General features: G+C 68.3%; 14 protein-coding genes. 7 read left to right on the forward strand and 7 right to left on the reverse strand.

Annotated elements, in window-relative coordinates:
- Positions 1 to 744 precede the first annotated feature (744 nt).
- Both ACIBTS_RS42210 and ACIBTS_RS42215 read left to right on the forward strand, forming a co-directional pair.
- A complete protein-coding gene (locus ACIBTS_RS42210; RefSeq protein ID WP_399326283.1) occupies positions 745 to 1,020 on the forward strand; it encodes a hypothetical protein in 276 nt (91 codons plus the stop codon).
- 248 nt (positions 1,021 to 1,268) lie between these two features.
- On the forward strand, positions 1,269 to 1,529 hold the full coding sequence (locus tag ACIBTS_RS42215) for a hypothetical protein (RefSeq protein ID WP_399326286.1): 261 nt from the start codon (positions 1,269 to 1,271) through the stop codon (positions 1,527 to 1,529).
- 51 nt (positions 1,530 to 1,580) lie between these two features.
- Here ACIBTS_RS42215 and ACIBTS_RS42220 read toward each other — a convergent pair whose 3' ends face one another.
- From ACIBTS_RS42220 to ACIBTS_RS42230, 3 genes are all read right to left on the reverse strand, one after another.
- Positions 1,581 to 4,847: a hypothetical protein gene (locus tag ACIBTS_RS42220; RefSeq protein WP_399326288.1), complete on the reverse strand. Its 3,267-nt coding sequence runs from the start codon at positions 4,845 to 4,847 to the stop codon at positions 1,581 to 1,583.
- A 567-nt stretch (positions 4,848 to 5,414) separates the two neighbouring features.
- Complete coding sequence (locus ACIBTS_RS42225; RefSeq protein WP_399326290.1) at positions 5,415 to 6,035, reverse strand: hypothetical protein; 621 nt, start codon at positions 6,033 to 6,035, stop codon at positions 5,415 to 5,417.
- The gene (locus ACIBTS_RS42230) at positions 5,921 to 8,080 is read right to left on the reverse strand and encodes a DnaB-like helicase C-terminal domain-containing protein (protein ID WP_399326292.1); all 2,160 of its coding nucleotides are present in this window, start codon (positions 8,078 to 8,080) and stop codon (positions 5,921 to 5,923) included. The genes ACIBTS_RS42225 and ACIBTS_RS42230 overlap by 115 nt, the downstream gene beginning before the upstream one ends.
- Positions 8,081 to 9,779: 1,699 nt before the next feature.
- Here ACIBTS_RS42230 and ACIBTS_RS42235 point away from each other — a divergent pair.
- From ACIBTS_RS42235 to fsxC, 4 genes are read left to right on the forward strand one after another with little or no spacing between them, the layout of a single operon-like run.
- A complete protein-coding gene (locus ACIBTS_RS42235) occupies positions 9,780 to 10,151 on the forward strand; it encodes a CU044_2847 family protein (protein WP_399326294.1) in 372 nt (123 codons plus the stop codon).
- 44 nt (positions 10,152 to 10,195) lie between these two features.
- On the forward strand, positions 10,196 to 12,142 hold the full coding sequence (locus tag ACIBTS_RS42240) for a trypsin-like peptidase domain-containing protein (RefSeq protein ID WP_399326296.1): 1,947 nt from the start codon (positions 10,196 to 10,198) through the stop codon (positions 12,140 to 12,142).
- A complete protein-coding gene (locus ACIBTS_RS42245; protein ID WP_399326298.1) occupies positions 12,135 to 13,157 on the forward strand; it encodes an AAA family ATPase in 1,023 nt (340 codons plus the stop codon). Before ACIBTS_RS42240 ends, ACIBTS_RS42245 begins: the two co-directional genes overlap by 8 nt.
- Positions 13,154 to 17,425: an FxsC protein gene (fsxC, locus tag ACIBTS_RS42250; RefSeq protein ID WP_399326300.1), complete on the forward strand. Its 4,272-nt coding sequence runs from the start codon at positions 13,154 to 13,156 to the stop codon at positions 17,423 to 17,425. Before ACIBTS_RS42245 ends, fsxC begins: the two co-directional genes overlap by 4 nt.
- 378 nt (positions 17,426 to 17,803) lie before the next feature.
- Here the strand turns inward: fsxC and ACIBTS_RS42255 are convergent, their stop codons facing one another.
- Positions 17,804 to 20,890: a hypothetical protein gene (locus tag ACIBTS_RS42255; RefSeq protein ID WP_399326302.1), complete on the reverse strand. Its 3,087-nt coding sequence runs from the start codon at positions 20,888 to 20,890 to the stop codon at positions 17,804 to 17,806.
- Positions 20,891 to 21,059: 169 nt separating this feature from the next.
- Between ACIBTS_RS42255 and ACIBTS_RS42260 the strand changes: the two genes are divergently transcribed.
- Complete coding sequence (locus tag ACIBTS_RS42260; RefSeq protein WP_399326304.1) at positions 21,060 to 21,458, forward strand: hypothetical protein; 399 nt, start codon at positions 21,060 to 21,062, stop codon at positions 21,456 to 21,458.
- A 43-nt stretch (positions 21,459 to 21,501) separates the two neighbouring features.
- Here ACIBTS_RS42260 and ACIBTS_RS42265 read toward each other — a convergent pair whose 3' ends face one another.
- Genes ACIBTS_RS42265 through ACIBTS_RS42275 form a run of 3 tightly spaced genes read right to left on the reverse strand, consistent with a single transcriptional unit; the run spans position 21,502 to position 25,501 of the window.
- Positions 21,502 to 22,830, reverse strand: a complete 1,329-nt coding sequence (locus tag ACIBTS_RS42265) for an AAA domain-containing protein (protein WP_399326306.1) — start codon at positions 22,828 to 22,830, stop codon at positions 21,502 to 21,504.
- A 32-nt stretch (positions 22,831 to 22,862) separates the two neighbouring features.
- On the reverse strand, positions 22,863 to 24,362 hold the full coding sequence (locus ACIBTS_RS42270; protein WP_399326308.1) for a hypothetical protein: 1,500 nt from the start codon (positions 24,360 to 24,362) through the stop codon (positions 22,863 to 22,865).
- A complete protein-coding gene (locus ACIBTS_RS42275; RefSeq protein WP_399326310.1) occupies positions 24,359 to 25,501 on the reverse strand; it encodes a hypothetical protein in 1,143 nt (380 codons plus the stop codon). Before ACIBTS_RS42275 ends, ACIBTS_RS42270 begins: the two co-directional genes overlap by 4 nt.
- Between the last annotated feature and the right edge of the window lie 39 nt (positions 25,502 to 25,540).

Below are 25,540 nucleotides of genomic sequence, written 5' to 3' on the forward strand. Positions count from 1 at the left end.
GCGCGCCGTCTCCTCCGGAGACATGACGCGCCGTCACTACGTGACGGAGCGTTGCGCGTCGCTTCGCGACGAAATATGTAACGCCGCTCCGCGACGTTACATGGCTGGCTAGGAGAACGGGCCGGCCTCTCGCTCGCCGTTACATAAATCTGCGGAGCGACCTTGCCTCTCTTATGCCTTTGAACTGCAGTTTTACCCTTAGAAGGGGCTCTATTCTGGGCTGGGTCGACCGAAGCGCCCCTCCCGGGGCACGCTCCTCCCCTCTGAATGTGTACCCATTTTGTAACGCTCACTTGTTCGGTACATAATTTATGTAACGGCTACTCTCTGTAACTTGAGTAGTGGTCTGAACCTCTCGCGAAGTATTCGGCGCCCGAAAAAGCTGAATGAGAAACCTTGCCACTTTCTAGAGAGAATCTGTAATTCACCGAAAAAAGGTAGCTACATTCCTGGTGCACCCGCTCGCGTTACATACCTTATCTATCTTCTGGTGAGGTGTTGAGCATTCCGTGCCAAGGTAGTCAGTGCGAGAATTACATAACTATTCGTCAGTAATGCCACCAACAAGTAAGTGCCATCGGCCAGTTCCAACAGTCAGATAGCCGCGCCTGTGTCGCCTAACGCCCAGGCGACGACACAACCAACGCTTCCTTGCAAACATCACATCTCGCAGGGCACGGAGTGGCGTTGTCTCTTGGGCACGGCAGCCGTGCCCCCGGACGGTGCGGTGTCGTTGGGCAGCAAGTGACAACGATCGCGCTCGCCACTGCAGTACGCCAGGACGCGGGCGCACTCCTTGCCGCGTACGAGGCCGGGCAGTGGGTTCCGGAGCAGGCCGAACGCGAGCTTGCCGAAGGCCTCGCCATGGGCCAGTGGACCGGGCCGTACTTCCGCGCCTCGCTGTGCGACATGCCGCCAGCTGTACGGTCTGGCCGGCTCATCGACGTACTCGCCCCGGCCACCGAGGTCCTGGACCAGGCTGACGTCGACCAGGCATCGTGCGTCGGCTGCGCCTCCTGATCGACGCGATTACACCGGATCTCTGATTCGCGGTCACGGCCGTCAGCCTCCTGGCAGGGTATGACCGTGACCGAGATAGTCGTCGGCGCCGCCCTCGCCGCAGCAACAACGCTTCTCGGCACGTGGTTTGGCATCTGGCTGACCCGGCGGCATCAGCAGGCCGATGCCGCCGTCGCGGAACGGGAACAGCGGCTCCGCGCTGGCGACGCCCTCGCTTCAGCCGTCCTGACCGCAGCAGCCCCCTCCGCATGGCCGTCTACGACCGCCGCGTCCAACGCGCACTCGACGCCCTCAGCCTCACCCTCACTCCCGCCCCGGGGCGCTACCGCCGCTACCTCCGGCTTCTCAACGACCTCCTGCAACATGGCGGAGCAAACGCTGATGGCTGGACCGCACGCAACATCGATACCGCCCTTTACTGGGCCGGCACCAGCCCCAACCGCCAGCAACCGCCGGTCCCAACCACACAGCAAGCCTCTGACCAGTACAAGCCCGCACCACGCCTCTAGATGCCGGCCTGGTCGGGGACCGCTCGGGCGGCTGCCTCGCTCATGGGTTGTTCAGGACGGGCCGGGCTGGTCTGCGGTGCCCATGAGCAGAGGTGCGAATTGGTGGTGTCCGCGGTAGGTGGCTCGGTTGATGATGTCGCGGGCCAGTTCTTGGTGTTCAGGACAGGCGAGTCCGGCCAGCAGAATGGCGCGGATGTCGTTCTCCCTGATTCGGGGGGCGTAGTCGTACATGTCCAGGGTGGTGACCCATCGGCGCATCAGGTCCAGCACTGGCCCCAGGTGATCGGTGGCTGCTTCGGCCAGGAAAGAGTAGATGCGCCGGTCACGGCCGAGGCTATCGGTCGTCTCGAGGGCAACGCTCAGTTGTTGCAGGCGCCAGGTGACCGGGAAGGCGTCGTTGCGGACAAGCGGGCCGATCAGGGCGTGGATCTCGTCGGGTTGCGGTGCGGGTCCTTTCGCGCTGTCGTTTCGAGCGGTCAGGCGCCAGGTCCACCACTGCATGACGCGGTCGCGGGTCTCGGGTGACAGGTCGCGGTGGTGGACGGCCTCGCTCAGGAAGAAAGCGAGTTGAACTCCAGCCGCGGGTGAGGAGTACAGGTAGTCAGCCATGGTGCTCTCATCGTCCAGTCCGAGCAGACCTGCCAGGTAGATGGCCATGAGGTGGTCGCCCAGTCGACGGTGCAGTTCCCGGTGGCCATGACCGTTCGTTGCGGGTGTGCGGGCTGCGGTGCGGTAGGCATCCATGAGGAGGCTCACGACGGACTCGGTGAGGGATGAGGTGCTCAGGTGGGCTGTCCAGCTGGCACGGCCCAGTGCGGTGTCGGGGTTGAACAGAACATCGATTCGGCGTTGTGTCCAGGTCGGGTCGAGGGCATCGAGGCGGGTGATCAAGGATCCGACGGCCCGGCCGACGGGGCTGGCGCCTGGGGCAGTGGGCGTGCTGGTCGCGTCCAGCAGCAGGCTGTCCAGGGTGGTGAACAGCACCTGGGAGGTAGCGCCGTGTTCGCGGCGCCACAGCGCCCACGCAATGGCGGCCCGCAGGGCTGTTTCGAAACTCTCGTCCCAAACAGACTGCTGGTCGTCGTGAAGGTCGTCTTGTGGTGACCTGGCGGCGCTCCAGACCGACTTGAGTACGTTCCACAGTGCGTCGCCGAGCGGGGTGGGGATCTGGATGTTCTGTTGCGCCAGTCCCGTCAGCATAAACCGGGCGACGGCCAGGTGCAGGGCGCTGGTGTTGGGGGTGCGGGGACGGTCGGTAGCTGACTGTACGAGCGGGAAGATGGTGGCCCAGGTGAGTTGCTGGCCGGTTTGGAGAGCCGTACGGAATCCGTCGAGGACAGCGGCGAGGTGATCATCGGCCAACTCGGCGAACTGCGGGGCGTCTTCCTGGTAGGTGAGGGCCTGGCTGGTCACGGCGGCTTGCAGCTGGCTGCAGAAGGCTTCGGCGTTCGTGCCGAACCTGGTGGGTGTGGGCTGGAACTGCTGGGCGTGGCTGATTAGATCGGTGGCGGTCATCGTGGCCAGGTTCTCCGGCGAGCCCTGCTCTTCGGTTACCCAGGAGGTCAGGGGCTGGGGAACTGTGTCCAGCGATGGTGCTGGGCCGAGGTTCTCGCACAACTCTCGGTAGCGCCGCAGTTGGTGTTCGGGCAGGACGTCGGCGAGTGCGGCGTAGTGGTCTCGTTGCCAGGCGCCTGCCCACTGCTGGACGTACTGTTCCGGCGGTTCGGCGCCACCGGAGGTGTTGCGGAACCGCTGCACGAACCGTTCGGTGTCCGGCCCGGCGTCGATGACGGCCAGCACCTGTTCGAGCACGGGCGAGGTCAGCGAGCTGGCGTGGGCGCGGGCTAGGAGTGCCCACTCACGCTGCGACCGGGCGGCGGCGATCTGGTCAGGGTCCGTCAGGATGCTCTGCACCACGTCCGGGGCGTTGGCACCGTGACGCTGGAGAATGTGCAGGCGCAGCCTGCGGAAGATCAGCCACGGCTGGGACTCCAGGATGGGCAGGACAGCGTGGATGCCTGTGGCTGCCAGCTGGTCTGCCGTGTCGCGGACCGCCTCCGTGAGCAGGGCCCGGTCATCGGAGCGCATTCCCCCGAGGCCCGGGTCCAGCGCCGGGTACCACACGCTGGACAGGTCTTCCCCGTTGGCTCGGTCAGGGTTCATTCCGGTGGCCAGGAGCGCGCTTGCCAGGCTGCCGGCCAGAGCGTCCAACCAGGCCGCTCCCAGATGACGGGCCAAGGCGGCGTTATGGGTGCGCAGGATCTCCTGGAGATCGTAGTCGTCGATCCGGTCACCGTCCTGTGCAGCCTGCAGGAGCGCGGCCATCACCGCCAGGGCCTGCTCGGTGTGGCCGCCCTGGGCGCAGTGGACTGCGAGTTGGGCGTAGCGGTCCGGGGCGATCAGGTAGGGGCCACGGATCGCTTCCACTGCCCGTGGCACCAGACGCGCCGCGTCCGCAGGAGGCAGCAGAAGTGCCACCTCGGCAAGATCGAGGTTGACCCGCGGGTTGTCCGTCAACGGGATCTGCTCGACGATTTCTGCCACGCGTGCCGGAGCAACGCTGGTCATCCGCACCAGATACGTTGAGGCTGGCCAGGCGGGAAAGGCCACCGTGCGCGCTTCGTCATCGGGTTCCGGTGCCGGCGGTGTGCTGAAGAATCCATGCTCGTGCAGGTGCGGCAGCCACTGTGGGGCGTCCAGCAGCCCAAAGAAGCGTTCCTGGGTCAAGTAGTCCTGCGGGAAGGCCCCCAGGAGTAGCTTCACATGGGCCTTGCCCGGATTGCGTATGGCAGCCAGTGTCTCCAGACGCTGCAGCACGGTGACGTAGCGGGTCTCGAAGCGGTCGAGCACTATGTCGAGCATGTCCTCCAGTTCAGCCAGGCGCACACGGACTGCTGCGTCCATCGGCGTCTGTTCCATACGGACGCGGTGCGCGTAGCCGTGCAGCTTCGTCGCTTCTGCCAGCCAGACCCTGCCCGCGGGGCTGTCGGTTGGGATGCCCAGCCAGTCCAGCACACCCTTCACTTCGAACAGGTGCCGGTGGCCCTTGGTCGTGTCATTCCGGATGGCGTCGGGCAGGAGGACCTCGCGGAGGGCGCTTTCCAGTTCCCGGAACAGGTGCGAGACCAGCATCCCGGTCGAACGCAGCGGCAGATCTTCATCCAGCAGGGTGCAGATGTCGGCGTACCAGCCCGCCGGTCCGGGGCCGAACCGGCGCAGGCGGCTCTGGATCCGCTGCCGCCTATCAAGGTCAGCCGGGCCGGGGCGTTGCCCGGACAACCTCTCCAGAGGAACCTCGCGGCCCTGCGCCTGCGGCACCGATGCCACCCCCTATCGGCCGGCCCAGGCCAGCGCCCAGATCGGAAGCTGGCCGTCCCAAGGACACGCCGGACCACACCCCGATCGTTCCACAGCCACCGAGGCAATGCCGCCCGCCTGCACGGCTCGTACTGCGCAAGGCGCTGGCTGCACGGGGCACGCCTATCTCACTCAGGCCTGCCGACCACAGCACATCTTCTTCATGGTGGGCGTGGGGACCTTCGCGATCGGGACTGTAGGAAAGGTGTCCGTGTGGACCATCACAGCAGGGGTTGCCGTCGTCGTGACTGCGTTGCTTATCGGGTGGCAGTCCGAGCCGCGCGATGAGGCGGATCAGTGCTCACAGGGAACATCGGCGTCCTGAGGCGGATCGCGCGGCGCCGATGGCACGGTGGGCCTGCCTCCGCCGCAACTCGGCTCACAGGAGCGTCGACACCCAGATCGCCACACCTGCGCCACGGACGCTCAGACGTCGACATTCCACCGGCACTCCCCCGTCAGGCCCATCAGTCTTACGGGCGCCGAGCGCCGCTTTGGGCGGGTCACGCCGGGCTGCGGGCGGTCGTGTCAGGCGCCGATGCCGATGTAGGAGACGTAGGTGTAGGCGCCCCAGTCGGAGTCGAGTTCGGCGATGATGTCGTCCCAGAGGTCTTCCATGGTGTTCAGGTCGCTGGCGACGAGGGCGTCGACGGCGTCGTCCCAGATGTAGCGGACCTGCCGGTGCTGGATCCTCAGGTTGTCGCGGCGGCGTGGCTCATCGACGGTGGCCTGGTTGACGGGGTGGATTTCGATGCGGGTGCCGCGGCCGCCTCGGTTGAGGTGTTGTTTGAGGGCGCCGGGGTTGGTGAGCACGTTGTGGGCTCGTAGGTTCCAGTAGGCGGTGTCGATCGCTTCGAGGTTGGCCGGGCGGGGGCGTTGGGTGCCGCGGGTCCAGGCGCGGATCGTTGTGGGGGTGGCGTGGATGCCGGCGTCGGCCAGGGCTTGGGGGCCGCCTTTGGTGGTGGTGAGGTAGCGCATGCGGGCTTTCAGGCCGCGGCGGGTGCTGACGGGGGATTTGATTCCGCCGTCGATGATCAGGCGTTCGAGGGCGTCTTCGAGGGCGCGGGCGAGGGCGATTTTGCCGTGGACGTTTCCGGGGTCGCGGTCTGCGCCGTAGTTGCCGAAGTTCTTCCATGCGTCGGTCGACATCTATCGGGCGCTCTCCTCGGCAGGGGGTACTGGTCTTTTTGTTTCATCTGGGTGGTGAGGCGGCCCTCGGTGAAGACCGTGCGCCAGTCGCCGGCCACGTGGAGTTCGTCGGTGCCGCGGACGCGGACGACGGTCAGGCCGTTGCTGTGGGCCCGGTGGGATTTATACCAGAGGTTGGCGAATGCCTGGGAGCGGATGATGTGCATCCAGTCGGGTCGGCGGATGTCGCGGTTGACGCTTGATTCTCCGATGGTGGAGGTGAATTTGGAGTACATGGCTTTGATGTATTCGACGGTCACCGTGTCGTCGGTTTTGAGGGCGTTGGTGCGGGCCTCGGTCAGGACGCGGCGGAATTTTTCCAGGAGGCCTTCGCTGGCGCCGGAGGTCCAGCATTCGGTGATGTGTGGGGCCTCGCACAGGTCGAGGCGGGCGCAGCGGATGAGGAGGCGGATGGTGGCGTCGTCGAGGAGGACGGGGCCGTCTTCGCGGCGGTTGCCGATGGGGTCGGGCAGGTGGGGGTGGTGCCAGGTGGGGCGGGTGGGGAGGCGGTAGATGCCGGAGCGTTTGGGGTCGAAGCCGCCGTCGGGTTGGTGGATGAGGGCGCCGATGGGCAGGTGGGTCTTGAACGCGGACAGGAAGCTGGCGTTGGTGTCGAGGGCGTTGACGGTGATCGGGGGGTGGGTGCCGTTTTGGAGGGCTTCCATAAGGTGGGTGTTGGTCCAGTTGTGGCGGCCTTCCCAGATTTCGTCGGCGCCGTCCTTGGTTTTCTTTCGGAGGAATTCGAGGGCCTCCGGGTAGACGGTGTGCTCGTAATTACCGCCGACGCGGGTTGCCTCGAACAGGGCCATTGCGTTCGGGACGGCCTTTTTCACCAGGGCTTCGGTTGCGGCGGTGACGTCACCGCCGTGATCGTGGAGGGCTTCGTCGACAGCGCGGGTGATCATGCCGGTGAAGTAGGTGTAGTCCCGGTTTGCGTAGCCGCCCTCGGGCGGAGGTGGAGCGGTCGCGCGGCGGGGCGACGGCCTGCGTGGGGCGGCGGTGTGGGCCGTCGAGGCGGGCCGGGTGGGCGCAGGGTCCGGGGGCGGGCTGGTGGGGGCTTGGACAGGCGCCTGCGAGGTCTGTGCGGGGGCGTGCGGGGTCGCGGCCGGGGGTGTCTGTGGTGCTGGGGTGGGGGTGACGGCGCCGGCGTGGGGGTGGGTGAGGTCGGTGATGCGGGCGTGGGCGAGGTCGGCGTGGAGAGTGAGAGTTGCCTGCGGGCCGAGGTCGCGTTCGGTGACAGTGGCGTGGATCTGGTCGGCGTCGCGGGCCAGGGTGATGGTGATGTCGAGGCTGAGCGCGGCAATCAGCTGAGGGTCGTCGGTGTCGACGGCGGCGAGGACCGGGAGCTCGTGCGTGCGGGCCAGGTGAGCGAGGGCCTGGGCGGCGTCGGTGATCTGGGTGGGGCCGGACAGCGGCAGCCGGGGGTCCTCGGCCCTCTGGAGGCGGTCGACCACGACGAGGGCCAGGCCGGGCAGGTCCGGGACACTCTCGGCGATCGCGTCGGTGCTCAGGTCGGTGCCGTCGTCGATGTACAGCGGGGCTTGGGCCAGGTGGTGGTGGAGGGCGGCGGCGTCGTCCTGCTCGGTGGGGGTGAGGCGGCCGGCTCGCAGGCGGCGGTAGTCGACGGGCAGGTACGCGGCGACGATGCGTGCGGCGATGTCGGCGCGGGTGAGTCCGGAGGCGGCGTACAGGACGGGCTGGTGCTGGTCGAGGGCGCTCGTGCGCGCGGCGGCGGTGGCGATCAGGCTGGATCCGGCGCCCGGGGCGGCGGCGACAAGATAGAAGCGGCCGGGCTGGAGACCGCCGAGGACGTCGTCCAGGGCACGGATGCCGGTCGACAGGCCCATCAGGGGTGTGGGTGTGGCGGTTTCACCGGTGGGGGCGGTGGTCGGGAGGACGGTGTCCAGGGCTTGGGCGAGTGCGGCCAGGCGTCGCGGGGTGCGCGGCGCAGGGGTAGCCAGTGGGCCGCGCGTCGGAAGGGCGGGCTCGTGACCGGTGCCGGGCATCGCAAAAGCGGGGGCCGACGGGCTCGGCTCGGACGGGGTCGAGGGGGGTACGGGGAGGGTGGTCGGCGGTGTGACCGGGGGCTGGAGTGCGGAAGTGCCAGGTGTGGGAGCGGCGGGGGTTGGAGCGGTAGCGGTCGGCGAGCCGGTGGGGGCGGTCGGTTGGGCTGAGGTGGGGCCGGGTGAGGCGGGGGGCGTATCGACAGGTGCAGGCATGTCGTGGGCTGCCGACGCCGGTTCGGGTTGCGGTTCCGAGGACGTGGTGGGGGCAACGGCCGCTTCGGCAGGGGTAGTTGTCGGCGCGGAGGCGAAGTCTTTGGCGGCTTCGGCTGGTGTGGTCGGAAGGGGGTTCTGGACTGCTTGCTGGCCCTCAGAGGGTGTGGTGGAGTCCGGGGCTGCTGTTGCAGCCGAGGATGCTGTGTCAGGCGCGGGCTTGGCTTGAGGTGCGGGCGGGGCGGGGGTGCCGTCCGCGGCTGCGGCAAGCAGTAGGGCGACGGGGGTCCTGTGGCGGCACAGCACCTGGGGATGGCCCTCGGCGGCGTACCGGATCAGATCCCCGAGCTGTTTGCGGGCGTCCGCGAAGCTGTGGGTGGGGGCTTGGATGAGGTCCCAGCCCAGTTCGATCGCGTGGGCGGGAGTGGTGAGCAGTGCATGGTGCGGGCCACGCGTCAGGGGTGTGGGGTGCCCTTCGATGGCGGCATCGATCAGCTGCTTGAGTGCGCGGCGGGCCTCGTGCAGCGTCGCCGGGCCGGTGCGCGCCCGGGCGTGTGGTGTGTCCGCGCCAGGGGCGGTGGAGGTTGTTCCCGGCTTGACCAACGGGCCCTCAACTGACTCAGGTTGACTGTCTTCGCCGTGTCCGGCGTCTTCGGAGGCTGTCTTGGCCGCTGCGGATGGGGTGGGAGGTGTCGGGAAACTCAAGGGCCAGTTGCCCTCCCAGCGCGGAGCCGGGTCGGACGGCTCCGTCGGGGCTGCGGGGGCGGAGTTGTCCGGCACGGCAGCGCCTGAAGACGCCTCACCGGCAGTGCGGGATGAACGCGAGGAGGACACCCGGGGACTCCAAGAGCAGAAGCGGCAAGCGGGTTGCGAGGGACAGGTCGGGCAGTCGCGCCAAGGGGGTGCGGAGCGACCGCGCCGCCAAAATGTAACGCTGCTACCCAGTCTAGCTGACGGTACATAATATTCGCCGGAATTATGTAACGCTGGTCCCCGAATTATGTAACGCTTCGGTCGGGGTCTCGTGTGATCACGTGGCCTGGTCCTGCCTCCGGAGGGTGACGGTGTGCGAAGGGCGGCGGCCTCTCAGCTCGGGGGCCGTCAGGCGCGAGCGGCGGCCCCCTTCGTGGAGGTCGAGGAGTGCCGAGGCATCGCCGGCAGCAACGGCTTCTCAGGCCCTCGGCGAGCTCGTGTCCCCGGTCTCCTCGCACAGACACGAGTTCCTGAAAAAGGGCGGGGGAACCGAGGGACGCAGCTTCCCGGTAGCCGCTCCGCTTCTGCTGTATCGCCGACTTCCTCTCAAGGCCGTCGAGGACTCGATCAATTCCTTCCCGGGCGAGCGGGCCAACGGCGACATCGCCCCACTACCACTCGGTTACTGGCGCTCGCCGAGCGTCCAACCGACCATCAGCACTTTGGCGCCGTACGGCATCAATCGTGGATACGATGTCCGCCAGCTTGAGTGTCACGCAGTTTCTGAGGGGGGACCTTGGCACAGCAGCCGATCGAACTCGCCATGCCGGATGGGCAGATGGTCTGGGCCATGGTTGAGAGGCAGGGGCCGCGGGACACCGGACTCGGTGACCAGGTTGCGCAGCGGATCGAGGGCTTCCAGGAGTCACTGCATGCCGTGGCTGCGAACGTGCGTGCCGCGGTGGCGACTGCCCGGCCGGACGAGGTGGGTGTCGAGTTCGGGCTGGAGCTGGCCGCGGGCAAACACGGAGTTGTCGCCGCGCTGGCAGGCGTCGGCGGCAAGGCCGCGTTCAAGGTGACGTTGAAGTGGACCGCGACGGCACCCGACCCCGTCCAACCACCGCAGCCGGACTCCCATATCGTGCCTGCACCCGCCGCCGGTGCGTGAGCTTGTCCCGCTTCGCATAACCATCTGAGATCCCGACGGTCGCTATGCGCGGATTCGACCCACTCGCCGCACTCCAGGAGCTCCTGGAGAACTGCCGCGTGTTCGTGGAAGGCACAACCGACGGAACGGGATTCTTCGTTGCCCCCGGATTCGTCGTCTCCTGCGCCCACGTCGCCGGCGTTGAAGCGGGGCTGCCCGCACTGGTTCGGTGGAACGGCCAGGACTACGAAGCTGTGGTCGTAGCGGCCTCCGCAGACACCCCAGACCGCACGAGCGCGCTGTATGCGTTCCCCGACTTGGCCGTCGTGCAGCTCCTCGATCCACCTGCCGGTCATCCCTGTGTGTGGCTTGACATGGCCAGGCCCCTGCAGGGAAGTGAGTTGACGGCGGTGGGCTTCGCGGACACGCTCCAAGCCGCGGCCGCGCCGCGCCGGGTGAGGCTGATATCTGGAGGCCGCACCGCCCAGGCTGGCGGCCAGCTGATGGAACTCGTCGACGGGGAGATCAATCCGGGGCTCTCCGGGGGCCCTGTGCTCAATCACACCAGTGCCGGAGTATGTGCGGCCGTCAAGGCAACCCGCCTGGAGGACACCACCATGGGCGGTTTCGGAGTCCCCCTCGACTCGTTGCGGCTGCTCGACCCGGAGGTGTACCGGACTGTCATCGAAAGACACGACCGCTTCCACCAGTCGGACCCACGATGGCGCATGCTGTCCGATCGGGTGGAACAGGTCCCCGTCGGCGAGGTCTCCGAGGCGGCCTTTGACCGGCACTTCTTGGGCCTGCTGGCCGCCCTGCCCGGCTCCCACGACGCCGATCGATCACATTCCGCCGCGTTTCTAGCCGTTGCCGCGCCCGGGACGCCTCTGCCGGAGCGACCGTTGCTCACCCACCGCGACGTCTACGTGGAGTTGACCGCGCTTCTGCCGCCGCCGGACGGCGAACTCCCTTATGAGCTCGCCTTCTGCGCCGACCTCGCCCGTGAGCTGGCGATGGCGCCGTCCGACGCATCGGACCGAGTGACCGCATTGCGGGACCAAGTGCTGATCGCCGCTGGCCGGCTCAGGCTGGGCGACGCGGTACGGGCCCGGCTGGCGGGCAACGGAGTGCCAGCCCGGCGGCCCTCGGTGATCGGCAGGGTCCGGCATTCACTCCGGGACCGCAGTCTCTACCACATCATGGTCTGGCGGTTCCGGTCGCCGCACGACATCGTCCCGTGCGCCTCGGAATCCTCTGCCCTCCCCCTGCAGGAGGCCCTCGTCCTGCTATCCGACCTGCTGGCTCAGCAGATCGACCTGATGGCTGACCACCCGCAGCGCCGGGGGCTGATCGAACTAATCCTCCCGCGCGAGGTCCTCGACGAGGACTTCGCCGACTGGAGGCTGTGGCCGGAGGTCGGGTACTGGTCGCTGGGACGCAAGTGCGACCTGGTGGTGCGGCCGCTGGAACGCCACGAGGCTCCGCACCTCCACAGGGTCTGGGAAGAGCGCTGGCGTCATCTGGAGGGAAAACGGGTGGGTGAGGCGCTGGTCTGTGTCTGCGGACGCGACCGTCAGCGCCAGGCGGCACTCGACGCCATGTTCAACAACGACCCGACGCTGGCCGCGCTGGCGCTGGCCGGGACGCCGCGTCAACGACCGGTCGCTGAGGCGTACATGGTCGCACTCACGTCCGGAGTACCGATGATGTTGTGGCGACGCGGTTCTATGCCCGGCCCGCCGACCTGCGGAAGTCCCTGCGGAATCCCGGGCCGGGACGCCTGCCCCGATGCGGGGTTCCTTACCCGGGCGCGTGAGTTCCTCTCCGACACCCTGCGGGACGACGTGCCCGACAGGGTCTGCGTACTGCGCAACGATGCGGAGATCGAAGCGGAAGACGACGGTCACATCGGCGAGCACCTCGTGCTGCTGTGGGACGACCCCAGCCGGCGGATTCCTCGCACTCCCCTAGTCCCGGCAGCTCCGGTCGAGGAAGGACAACCCGTTGAGTGAGTGGAGGATCTATCAGGGCGTCGGCGAGCCGCACGATGGCATCGACCGCCTGCCCGCTCCGCCGCCGTGGCGTGACTTCGGCAACGACGGGGACGAAGTGACTCCCTTCGACCGGGAGGTACCCGCACAGGGCCGGCGCCGACTGCCGCGGGCCGCGGCCTACCAGGCCGACACAAGCATCATCGAAGCGGTGAACACTGCCCTTTATCTGCGCAGGCCGCTGCTGGTCACCGGAGACCCCGGCGTCGGCAAGTCGACGCTCGCGGACGCGGTGGCGAGCGAGTTGAAACTGGGCACAGTGCTGCGCTGGCCAGTGAACAGCAAGACCACGCTGCGCGACGGGCTGTATCGGTACGACTCGCTGGGCCGCCTGGAGGAAGCCGGCGTGAACAGGCGCCAGACGCGGCCGGGCGCTCAGCAGCCTGCAGGGCCCGGCCGGTACGTCAGCCTCGGCCCGCTGGGCACCGCTCTGGCCCCCTACCGGCTGCCGCGCGTGCTGCTGATCGACGAGATCGACAAGAGCGACATCGACCTGCCGAACGATCTTCTCGACGTCTTCGAAGAGGGCGGATTCGAGATCCCGGAGCTGGCGCGAGCCGCGGACACGCACGAGACGATCACAATCCGGCCAGCCGACGGCAGCGAGCACGTCACGGTACGCCGCGGCATGGTCCGCTGCCGTGCCTTCCCGTTCGTCGTCCTGACCAGCAACGGGGAACGAGAGTTTCCTCCTGCGTTCCTGAGGCGGTGCGTCCGCCTCCAACTGCCGGCAGTCACCGAAAACGAGACGCGACTGCGAGCCATTGTGAGCGCCCACCTTCCAGGCGCCGACGACCAGGCAGAAGAGATCATCCAGTTGTTCATGGAGCGTGCGGCAACCGGTGAACTCGCCACCGACCAGCTACTCAACGCGGTGTATCTGATGAGCCGGACCATCCAGGAGGGCGCACCCGACCAGGACGGGATCGCCCGGCTGGTGCTCCAGCATCTGAACCTGACAGCTCCCGTCGAGTGACAAGCGATGGCGGCGGCGTCGCACGCCTCGGCGCGCTGCTCGGCGCCCTCGACCCATACGGGCTACCGACCGGTCCACGGGAGGTCGCCGAACTGCTGTGGCTGGCCGCAAACCTGCCTGCGGGGGCCATCATCCGGGCGCAGACGTCGTCTGACGAAGGCGCTGTCCGTGAAACTCCGCCATCGCTTCCAGACCAGGAGGCGGCTACAGCCGAGGCTCCGGAGGCAACCGCCGATCAGGGTGATGCGGGGCCGGAGGGCCGCTTGTACCTGCCGGACGGCCAAGTCCCAGGCCAGGAACGCACGCAGGTCCATCGAGCCTCCCTCATCCGCGTCGCCGGCGCACCCGCTCTGCCAGGTCGGCGTGCGTTGGCCCGGTCACTGCGGCCGCTCAAGCGCCGGGTGCCTTCGACAACGCGCCTGACCCTCGATGAGGAAGCCACCGCCGACCGCATCGCCGACGAGGCCCGGTGGATGCCCGTCCTCGTCCCGGCCCAGGAACGATGGCTCGACCTTGCGCTCGTCATCGACGTCCAGGGGGACGGCGCAGCCCTGTGGCAGCCGTTGGCCCGTGGACTGCTGGGCGTGCTGCAGGAGCTGGGGGCCTATCGCAGCATTCGGACATACTGGCTGCGTCGTCGCCCTGACGGCACGCCCGGGCTGGCCGCGAGCCCACGCCAGGCACCGCGATCGGCCGCAACCGCGAGCGATCCCACCGGACGCACGGTCACGTTGCTTCTCACCGACGGAGTCGACCCGGGCTGGGGCAGCGCACCCCTACGCGGCATGCTGCGGCGATGGGCTCGCAGCGGACCCGCCGCAGTCCTGCAGACGCTTCCTGAACATCTATGGGCGCAAACAGCACTGGCACCGGAACCCGGCCGCTTCAGAAGCATCGAGCCAGGCGGCTCGCCCACGCTGCTGCACTTCACCCCCTACGCCCTCGGCTCGCGCGCGCCGCAACCGGGCGAGGTACCCCTACCGGTGCTGGCCATTCATCCGGAATGGCTGGCGCCCTGGGCCAAGTCCGTCGCTGGCGTGGGCGAGTTCGACGGCGCGGCAGTACGCCTGTCCGCGGTCGAGACAGCAGCGGTCCACGACCTCACACCGTCACCTGTCGGGGAGCCGATCAGCTTCGAGGGATTCCTCGCGCAGGCGCAGCTGAGAGTCTTCCGCCTCGCGGCCTACTTGTCCGCTGCCCCCCTCAACATCGCCGTCATGCGACTGGTGCAGTCGGCGATGCTCCCCAACAGCCCACCCTCAGACCTCGCCGAGATCCTCTTCAGCGGCCTCCTGCGCCGGCTTCCCACAAGCAGCACGGACCGCGATCCGCTTCAACAGGCCTACGAATTCATGCCCGGCGTCCGCGAACGTCTCCTGAGCACCCTGCGGCGCGACGAAGCCGCCCAGGTCATCGCCAGCGTCTCCGCCTACGTCGAGCGCCACATGCCGGCTGGCGCGACACGCTTCACCGCAGCGGTCGCCGACCCGAATGGCCCCCTCCTCCTCCCGGCCGGAGCCCAGCACTGGGCCGAAGTACAGAACCTGGTACGCCGTCGCCGTCGAAGCAGGACCACGGCGCACGGCACGGAGATTCTGGATCCCTCCGTTGTGCCCGCCTTCAAGGGGAAACTGGGACCGGTAGCGCACGGCACGCCCGAACCCCAGGCCGAGCAGCTACCCTCGACCTCTGCCGATAGTCACCCGGCCGGGCCAGGCCGCAGCGTCCCCAGACGCTTCCTGATCACCGTCGGCGTCTCACGGTTCCCGAACAGCTTGCCGGAGCTTCCCCAAGTCCCCGAGGACATCGCCCGGGTACGCGAGACGTTCGAGGCACTCGGGTACACACCTGTCCTGCCCGAGCTGGCGGACAACCCGTCGACATCCGCCGTGCTGCGAAACATCGAAGCCTGGGCCCGTAGCAAGCGCGTCCGCCCCTCCGATGTAGTGGTCGTCTACTTCGCAAGCCACACGACGATCATGGCCGACGGCACGGCGCAGCTCATGGCCTTCGACAGCGAGCCATCCACCGGGCAGCCGAGCGGTATCACAATTCCGCGACTACACCAGGCCTTCTCCGGCCGTACGAGTGGCGTCATGCTCATTCTCGACACCGGTTTCCCACTCCGAACTGCCATCTCTGCCGCCACGCAAGGCCCACCCATATGGGTGCTGGCGTGCAGTCCGGGCATGGAGGAGCGCCGCAACAGCACTTTCGCCCGCGCGCTGACTACCGAGCTGTCTCGCCTGAACGTTGCTTCAACTGCCCCTGAGGACTTCACGGGCTTCACCGCGCGCATCAGGACGCGGATGGCCCCGAGCGAACCCGTCATCAAGGCTTGGGGACCAGGCGACTCCTCCACCTTCCACCGCTTCTTCCCTGGCTCGGGGCGGCCGCGTACTGCAGGTATCCCACCCCTGCCAGCGAACATAGCCCCATGGGCCGGACAGTCGAATGTTCTCGAGGCCATCATGGACTGGCTGCTGTACCAACCAGGCGACGACAGACCCAGGATCGTGACCGGACCGCAAGGATCCGGCAAGACGACGGTTCTCCGGTTCCTGGAGCGCCAAATGGCCCAGCGCAGCATCCCAGATCCCGACACCATTCATCGTGAAGACCACGCGAGAGTAAGGGCCGTTCTGCTGAGCTCGATTCCCGACGCTGCAGACGCCGTATCACGGGACCTTGTCCTCCAACTCGGATACGAACGGCGCTCCAAGAACTGGATAAGTCAAGTGGCCAGCACCCCGGGCACGGTGCTCGTACTACTTGACCGGCTCCACGAGGCCTTCCCGAGTCAGCGCCGGAGCATCGTAGACCAAGTGGTTCGCCCCTTGCAGCAGCTGCCCGGCGTACGGTTCGTGATCGCTGATGAATCGACGCAACTCGCAAACGAACTGGGCACCGACGTAGAAGTTCTGCGCCTACCGGACTCGTGGCTGCAAGGCGCGACGGGCGCAACGGAAGATGTTCGGCGCGAGCCACAAAAAACCACCCTCAGCCCGTCTGTGAGCCTTGGTGCCGGACGCGAACCCTACTTCTTTCTCAGCTACGCGCGGAGGGACAATTCCGACGAGTTCGTCAAGCGGTTCTACGACGACCTCGTGCAGGAGCTCCGGCGGATCGGCGCCGACCCGGCCGCGCAGCCGCCGTTCCGGGACGTCGAAGGGCTCGGTCTGGGCTCGGACTGGACGCGGGTGCTCGGGAACGCGGTCGGGCGCTGCCGCGCCTTCGTCGCGCTGTACTCCCCGGCGTATCTGAACAGCGAGTACTGCGGCAAGGAGTGGACCGCCTTCCAGGAGCGGCTGCAGGAGTACCGCCGGGCGACCGAGATCGACGTACCCGCGCTGGTTCCGGTGCTGTGGGCACCCATAGAAGGGGAGATCCCGGAGGAAATCGCCCAATTCCAGTACAACGATGCAGGCATGGGCGAAGAGTACAGCACCCAGGGCCTGATGCAGGTCCTGCGTTCCGACCCGACGGGCCCGGCGTACCGCAGGGTCGTCGAGAAAGTCGCCGCCCGGGTGCGGATCGCCGCCGACCGGTTCCGGCTGCCGTTCACGCCCGGCCTCGACCTCGGCGAGGTGCGCGGCCTGTTCCCAGTGGCTGAGCACCAGCGGCCCGCCGCACTAAGCACTGCACATGTCCAGGTCTTCGTGGCCGCGGGGGTCGTGAACGCACTCCCGGAAGGTCGGCACCGGCCGGAGTACTACGGACGCTCTCCGAGGGAGTGGACGCCATACCACCCGCCCAAGCACCCCACGATCGCCCACCGGGCGCAGAGAGTGATCGTGGAGGAGGGCTACACCTGCAACATCGAGGTCGTCGACGACCGGCTGAGCAGCCGCCTCGACGAAGCGATGGCCGACAACCAGATAAACATCCTGCTTGTCGATCCATGGGCCGTACGCACCCCGGCCTACCGCGACGTACTCGCGGAGTTCGATACCCAGCACCACCCGACGACCGGCGTACTGGTGCCCCGCCACGACGGAGATGAGGAGTCAGGCAGTGAGGAGATCTGGGAGGACCTCAGCCGGGTGCTCAGGCGCAACTGGCGCCGGCACAACGACCCCAACGACCCACTGTTCCGGGTGCGGGTCGCCAGGGCCGAGTTCGACAGTCAGCTCGCCATGATGTTGACGGTGGCGCAGAACCGGCTGATGGAGATGGAGAACACCACCGCCTACAGGCCCCCCACGGGCCCGCCCCGCCCAAGCAGCTCACCGAAGAGTCGAATCAATGACGATTCTTCACCCGCGTAGCCCGGCCAGACCGCAAGAGCGTCTGTCCAAGGCCCCACTCGCCTCTTCTGCGGCGTCAGCCTCACCGGTTGCGGCGCTCTTGAACTCACCTTGCCTACCAGGCCGCTGAACTGGTCCGCCCAGGTGCGAATCAGACCACCCATAATGCGCTGACGATCGGCGTGAGAATGACATGACCTTTCGTCACTCACGTCAGCAACGGGTGGGCACAACCCGTCAGCGCGCGCCGTCCCGCGCTCTGTCGCGGCCGTGCAGCATGGCCCCTGGAGGACCTCGGATCGCCGCCGGGGCGGCCGGCAGCACACGCCCGCGGCTCTGGAGAAACAGCACCAGCATCAGGGGGTCGCTGCGCTGTGCTTGCGCACCCCCACTGGCGGGTCAGATCGTGTCGTCCTGGGTCGCCGGCCAGCCGAACGGGTCCGTGTGCTCGATGTCATCCGTCCAGTAGCCGTATCGCTCACCGAGCACCGACAGCAGTGCCTGAGAGTCGAGCGGGCCGGGGCGGATGGCGAGGCCGAGGCCTCGCGCGGTGCTCACCGCAGCCACGGACAGGTGTGAGCGCAGGGTATGTTCGGTGAATGCCTCTGCGGGGACAGGCGGGTCGTGGGGACGCTCGGGGGCCTGCATGGCGGCGAGGATGCGAGCTCGGTGTTCGGGGGAATCGCCCGGGGAGGGGCGCAGGCCCTGCTGCTGGGCGCGATGGTTTCCGACCGCGTTGGCGATGGCGGTCAGCAGGTGCCAGTCGCGCCACCCTTCCTGCCTCAACTGCGTGGCTGTACGCCGGAAGCCGGGGTCCGCGGCCAGGCGGGGAAGGGTGTAGCGCACGATGAGGAGCAGGTTGGTATAGCGGTTGCGGACGGTGTCGAGGGCTGTCTCGTGCTCGTAGCCGGGCCCAGGTCCGGTCCGGGCCGGCAGGGCAACTGGCTTCGCCTGGCCGCGCGGCGTGCCTGCTCCGACGGCCGGGTCGGCGAGCGCAGCCATCGTCTGGTAGTCGTCGGCCCTCAGGAAGTCGGCCAGTTCGTCGTAGGGGCGGCCGACGAAGAGCTTGTGCCAGAGGCCGCCGGCGAGCGCCTGCTCGACGAGGTGCATGAATGCCTCGTCGGAGAGCAGCGACTGGGAGAGCAGCACCTTGACCAGGGCGGTGAGCAGACGGGACGGTTCTGTTTCCAGGTCCGCGGGGGCGGTTGTGGGCAGGCGCAGCCTCCACCGGTTGGTGTCCCGGGCAGTGCTCTGGTCGCAGACGGCGGGCTGGTCGTGGGGCAGGGTGGCGTCTGCGCGGATCTCGACGCTCAGGCGTCCGGGCAGGAACAGCGGGTCCCCTAGGGCGAGTTCGCCGAGGAACACCTGGAGTGCTGCGGTGTAGCGTTCCGCGGCCAGCACCGACAGCCGGTCGTTCGGGCAGGTGATCTCCCAGTCGACGCCGAGCGCGTTCCAGGCATAGCTGCGTGTGGGGCCGGCGTCGCTGAAGGGCCGACCCACACCGTGTGCATCAGCCTCCTCGGCGTACGCCTCTTCGGTTGCTGTGGGGACGTCGGCGGTCGCGGCGAGCATCTCGTCGATGATGGTGTCGATGCCCACCGAGGCGGTGATCGTGCGGAGCAGGGGGACGAAACCGGGCCGCACCTCGCCGGCCACGCGCAGGGTGAGCGCCTGATTGCCCATCATGTCCCAGACGTAGGGGTGGCGTTCGTCGTTGTACGGCTCGTCGCAGTAGTCGGTTTGTGCCATGAGGCCGATGCAGAACAGGCGGGTGGCGGAGATCCAGTTTCCGGCCTGGCGGTCGTACTGGGCGGCGTGGATGATGCCGCGGGGGACGAAGCGGCTGAGTTCGGGGTTGGGCGCGGACTTTGCTGCGGTGGCGGCTGCGAGCGCGTACTGCTTTGCGGCGATGGGCAGGCCGAGTTCGCTGTAGAGGCGCGCGCACAGCAGCAGCATGATCAGGCCGCCCTCAAGGGTGTCGCCGCGCAGCCAGTTGGCCTTGGCCTCGTGGATCTCCTGGAGTGCTTGCGGGATGCGGCCGCTCTTGATCAGGGCGTGGCCCCGGGACTGGGCGCGTTCGCCGCGTGCACTCTGGCCGGTGACCCGGTCGGTGGCCTGATCGAGCAGGTCACGGACTTCCCGGTAGAGCGGGTGGTCCACCAGTACGGGGGTGAGGTAGTCGAAGAGGTCGGCGGTGTGCTCGATGGGGAACAGCGGTGCGTTGTCCAGGTGGTGGCCGAGCCGGAGCAGGATGTTCATGGCGGTGTCGAGGTCCGTGAGCGGCGGCCGTGTCTGGAGAGCAGGTACCGGTTCACCGGCTTCCACCGCTTCGAGGACGGATGCGGTGACCTCCGCGACGGTCGGCAGGTCCTCGGGCACGGATTCGAGGTCGGCGGTCATGTCGGTGTGCAGGGCCAGGCGGGCCCGCATGGCCAGCAGATGGGCCATGGCGTTGGCGGGCGGGCCCGCGTCCAGCAGGCGGTCGGTCTTGTCGGCCAGCAGGCGCTGCCAGCCGCACAGGTGCTCTGCGGTCAGCGCGGTGAGATTGCGCAGCAGTGCCCCGAATCCGTATCCGAGGAGCACGACGGCGTCCTCGAGGATTCCCGGGTCGGTGAGGGTGTCGTCGGCGGTGACCGTGTCGAAGAAGTCGCGGGCCAGCTGGTCCGCCGGGCGCATGTCGCCGAGGCCGCGCAGGGTGGCCACGACGATCTCGTAGCGGGCCCGCAGAGCGGTGTGGTCCCCCGCGGCGGCGGCCAGCAGGGCACGTGCGTGGCCGATCCATTCGGGCAGATCGGCCCGGGCCTCGTCGTGGAAGGTGGCGTGGCGCAGCGGGCCCCGCAGGTCCACCAGGTCGCCCAGGGTGCGGGCCGGCTCGTCGTTGGCCTGCCATCGCCGGCGGGCTCCGGCGTACCAGTCGGGCAGTTCACCGGCTCCGTCCGGGCGCGGTGGAGTGAGGTCGGAGGGCAGGTGGAGGTACTGGACGGCGAGGTAGAACAGGTCGTAGTCGGCGAGGTGGAGGGCGAGGGCGGTCGCGTCCCAGATCTCCAGGTCGACCTGGTGCGTGCGGGCGGCTTCGCCGATCAGGTCGTGCCGTTTCCCGGTGGGCACGGCGGTCACCGTGAAGTAGATGACGCGGTCAACGGGTGTGCCCTGCCCGCAGATCGATGCCAGGTCCTTTCGGATCTTGCCGGGGATTTCGGTGCTCTGGATGGTGCAGGCCATCACCACCCGCTGGGTGGAGGCCAGCGACGCGAACAGGGACGTGCCGGGCAGCTCCCGGGGGATGTTGCTCCAGTGGCTTTCGGCGTCCCGGCCCTGGTCCCCGCCGGCGCTGACGGGGCCGGTCGCCGGCAGCAGATTGCTGGTGATCCTGCGGCGGGCCAAACCCAGGCACAGGGCCTCGAACTCGTGGTGGCTGTTGCTCTCGCCGAGGGTGCCCAAGGCGAAGCGGATACGCTTCTCGAGCTGGACGGCATCGTCACTCACGTCGGTCCCCCTGGTCTCACTGCCGCAGTCACGCACGACCAGTGTCCGGTACTCCACTGACATCCCGGGGCTATGCAGGCGTCTGGGGTGCTGAGTGCTCAGGTGCGTCGTGTACCGGCACTCCTCGTGGGCTGAGCCTCGGCAACGCGCGGTGCGCGAGGATGGGGCCATGGCTGACGACCCCGCTGCCCCTGATGCGCGCCCGGTGCAGATCTCCGCGCGGATCCACGCAGTGGGGCCGGGCTGGCGGCAGCTGCTGGAGCGTCTGCATGAACAGATCCGTGCGGCCTTTCCCGGTTACCGTCTCCTCGATCTCAAGGAGAAACTCGGCGGTCTGCGCGTCTATGTGGAAGGGCCGCCGGGCAGCGGCGACACCCTAAGGAGCCTGATCGCCGCGGCCGAGGAGGAGGCGGAGCGCACCTGTGAGTTCTGCGGCGCGCCCGGCCGTATCCGCACCCGCGACGACTGGCCAGGGGGATGGCGCAAGGCCGTATGCGGCGCCTGCCATAGCGCGTGGTCGGCACATCGCATCATGATCGTTTGCGGTGTGGTGCGGGACCGCGGGTGAGGGCAGGCCGATGCGTGCGTTGCAGGTGCGGGCCACGCGCTGCTCATCCGCGTCGGCGGCCGTGCGGTGCCTGGGCGTTGATGGTGTGCTCGGTCAGGTGGGCGAGGACGGTGTGGTGGGCTTCCCAGCCGTCAGGGATCTTGGAGGCGGCTCCGGGGTGTACGGGGTGGTTGGAGGGGTGGGCGTCGAGGAGTTCGGCGATGCCGGCGCGGGCGACGACGATGCAGGCGTGGCGGTGTCGTGAGGTGAGGACGCACAGGCGGCCGGCTTCCAGGTGGAAGGCGGAGGCGTCGCCGCGCCCGGAGAGGGGGTGCAGGACGACGGTGACGCTGCGTTCGCAGCCCTGGAGCCGGTTGGCGGTGTCGACGGTGACGCCGTGGAGGTGGGGGTACTGGCGGGCCAGGAGCGCTCGGATGTGGTGGACCTGGCTGCGGTGGGAGGTGCCGATGGCGATGTCGCCGGGCTCCAGGACGTGTCCCTGGGGTGCTTCTTCGCAGGTGGTGGTGGCGCCGCGGGCCAGCAGTCGCTCGGCAAGGCCGAGGACGGTGTGGAAGGCTTCGATGTCGAGCTGGTGGGTGATGCGGGCGGGTAGTTCGAGCAGTGCCCATCCGGTGCGGGCCGCGTGTTCGATTGCCGCGTCGGCGGGGGTGCGCATGCCGCGGATGGAGAACGCGAGGGTGCGGTCGGCTTCGCTGCTTCCGGCGTGGAAGGGCGTGCCGGGGTAGAAGGCGTCGCTGATCGGGGGGACGGCTGAGGGCGGCAGGCGCCAGGACACGGGCAGCCAGTGGACGGGCAGGTCGGGGTTGTTGGCGAGCAGGACGGCGACGGCGCTGTTCATGGGGTCATGAGGCAGGCCGTGGAAGCGGTGCGTGTCGACCGTGGAGAAGGGGTCGAGTTGGCCGGGGTCTCCGACGAAGAGTGCTTGGTCGAAGAGGCCGGCGGTCCACAGAAGCATGTCGGAGCGCATCTGGTAGGCCTCGTCGATGATCGCCCAGGGCCATCGGCGGTCGGTGACCGTGGCCCATTTCATGGCGGTTCCCACGATGACGTCGGCCGTTTTCTCGAGGTCTTCGATGCGGGTGCCGATACGGATGCCGGGGCGGTCCTGCAGATCGTCCGGGACGGTGTGGTCGGCTGCGGTGAGCCGGGCGGTTTGCAGGTGCGGGTGGTGTCGGGCGAATCGCCGTACGAGATGGTCGACTTGGCTGTTGGTCTGGGCGATGACGACGCAGGGGGCACTGGATTGTGCGAGGACGTCGGCGGCTTGGGCGACAAGGGTGGATTTTCCGGCGCCGGGCGGGGAGTCCACGACGAGTCCGCGGTGGGTGAGCGTGGGCAGTTGGTCCAGGATGGCGCGGGCGGCCTGGTCCATCTGATGTTGCGGCAACGGCCGGTGAGGGGGTGTCACTCGTCTTCCTCGCCTTCGGCTTCGTCGCTGTGGTCCGGGTGGTCGGGAGGCGGCCCGCCGTGGGTCCAAGGGGTCTGCTCCCGTGAGGGGAATTCCGGCATCCGGTAGTGGTCCGGTGCGACGGTGAACACGAGGAAGGCGCCGGTTTCGGGCAGGACGGCGTGGTTGGGGCGGGCCACCGGGCCCATGCCGGCGGTGATCTCGAGTTCGACGAGGATGTCGTCGCCGTCGGCCGGGGTGACCTCGCAGATCCTGTAGCGGGCTCTGCGGTAGGTGTGACAAGCCAGGTACTGGCCGGGTTCCATGTTCACGGGGTCCGCGGTGGACACGGTGAGCCGGGGCCGCCATTGTCCTCGTCCGGTGGGTCCGCGCCGGATGTGTTCGTCGTCGATCGCGGTGACGGTCCCGGCGAAGGCCTCGCCGGTGGTGCGCAGTTCGGCCCGGACGAAGGGGTCGTCGGCGGCGCGTTCGGCGTCGAAGGTGGCGGCTGCGTGTTCCATGCGAGCCAGGCGGACGGCGGCGGCGACGGCTTGGTCGCGGGCGGGCCGGGGACGTCCGTCCTGGGCCAGGTGGAGGCATTCGTCGGTGAATACGGTGCGTTCGTGGTCCCAGCGGCGTGCGGTGCTCTTGGCTTCGGGGAGGGCCTGCAGGAGCGTGTAGGCGTGCCACATCCGATCCCAGGTGGGCTGCAGGTAGGCGGCCAGCAGGCGGTCGAGTTCGTGCAGGGTGCGGGTCTCGTCCCGTCCTCGGGCCCGGGCGCGGGTGTGGGCGTGGAACAGGGGCGCCAGTTGGTCGTTGTCGAAGGCGGCGTCGGTGGCCGGCCCCGCGGAGCGGTGGGTGGCCGGGTCTTCTGCCTGGTGTGCGGCGTCGCGTCCTGAGGTGGCGTGGCGGGGCGGGTCGATCCAGGCCAGCAGGATGGCCAGGTCCTCGTCCTCCAGGGGGCTTTGGCCGGTGACCCAGTGCATGCTGAGAAGGCTGGTGATGGGGAGGAGGGCGGCTGAGCCGGGGATGTCGGCGCGGTCGGTGAGATAGGTGAGCCAGTGGCCCAGGCGCTGGACGGACCGGGAACCGGGACTCTCATCGTCGACGCTGCGGAATCTCAGGGCGTCTCCGAGGTCTTTGAGGTGCTGCACGGTCTGGGGGTTGGGGACGAGGATCTGGGGGGCGTCGGTGTAGCGCTGGCGTGCTGGCCTGTCGTCGGTGGCGGACAGGTGCTCTTTGTGCTGCCGGCAGGCGTCGATGTATGCGGCGACGGCCTCTGCCAGGGCGGTGAGCATGGGGGCGGTGCTTCCTGAGGGCGGCGCAACCAGGAGCTGGGGGCGGTACGGGTCGGTGCCGAGCATGACGGCCAGCGGTCGCGCGGCGGGGCCCGTTCGCTTCAGCGTCAGCAGCATCAGCGGCTGGTCACTGAGGTGAAGGTGGCGCAGGTGGCTGGTGCGTAGGGCGTTGCCGGTGTCGGCGGCGCGGATCCGCAGGAGTGAGGCGAGCAGGCTCATGCGGTGTCCGTCTGGAGGTCTGTGTAGATGCGCTGTGCGTGGCGTAGGGCCTGGGCGAGGTTCTTGCTGTCCCGTGCCGGGTGCGCTCGTCCGTCGGTGAGGGCCAGGGCCATGTCGATCGTGTCGATTCCTGCCAGGTCGTCGCGGACTGCGGTACCCAGGGCCTGGGTCCTGCCTTGGTTGCGGGCCTCGTTGCGGCAGTGGAAGGCCAGGTCGCAGTGGTGGCGGCAGCCAGGGGTGTAGTGGGCCCGCACGGTGGCGAGTGCGGCAACGAGTTCGCCGCGGGGGCGGGTCGGTTTCCCGTCGGGATCGGGGGTCAGATCGAGGGTGGTTCCGGGTGGAAGCTTGTCCAGCAGCTCGGGCAGGCGGCTCAGTCTGCCGAGGTGGTGGCTCAGGGACTTGATGTGCCGGTAGGCGTCGAAGGACGTGGCAGTGGGGTGGCTGGAGAAGTTGCGCGGGTTGATCAGGATCACGGTGTCGGAGACACGATCCGGCGGGAGGCCGTCGGAGGCGAGGAGTTCACGCAGGGCCAGGATGTAGGCCGCGGCCTGGTTCAGCGCTGCGTTGACCTTGGCGGGGTCGGGCTGTCCGTAGATGACGGGGAAGGATTTGATCTCGACGATATGGAAGGTGCCTTCAAGCTGGAAGGCGATGACGTCTGGCTCAAGGTAGGCCTGGTGGCCGGCGACGGTCAGGCACAGCACGGGGTGGTCGAGCAGGGTGTGCGGGTCCGACCTGCGGTGTGCTGCGCTGAGGATGCGGGATCGGGTGTGGGTGCGGCGTAGCCGCAGGGGGGACTTGTCGTCGTCGCTGCCGACGCTGTTGACGTTCTCGTAGGACGCCTCGGGCAGGGTCAGGCCCAGAGCTTGGCGGAGCAGCGGCACGAGTGGTGCCCCGGCCTGGTCGGTGACCTGCTGTTCGAAGGCGAGACCGTAGTCGAGGGCGAGTTGGGATTTTCTCAGTGGCTGCGGCAGGTCCAGGTGGGCGGCGAGGGCGGCTTTGTCGATGCCAGCCGCGTCGATCAGGGAGCGGCGGTCGCAGGTCGGGTTGGCGGTCAGGGCTGCGAGGGTTCGTGCGGTGTGCGGGATGGGTGGCGCGGTTCCGCGTAGAGCGCCCAGTGGTGCGTCGAGCGAGCTCACTGTTTTCCTTGGAGGGACAGGGCACAGCCGTGCTGGTTG

This window comes from Streptomyces sp. NPDC050121 (genome assembly GCF_044460385.1).
In the GTDB taxonomy this organism is placed as follows: Bacteria; Actinomycetota; Actinomycetes; order Streptomycetales; family Streptomycetaceae; genus Streptomyces; species Streptomyces soliscabiei.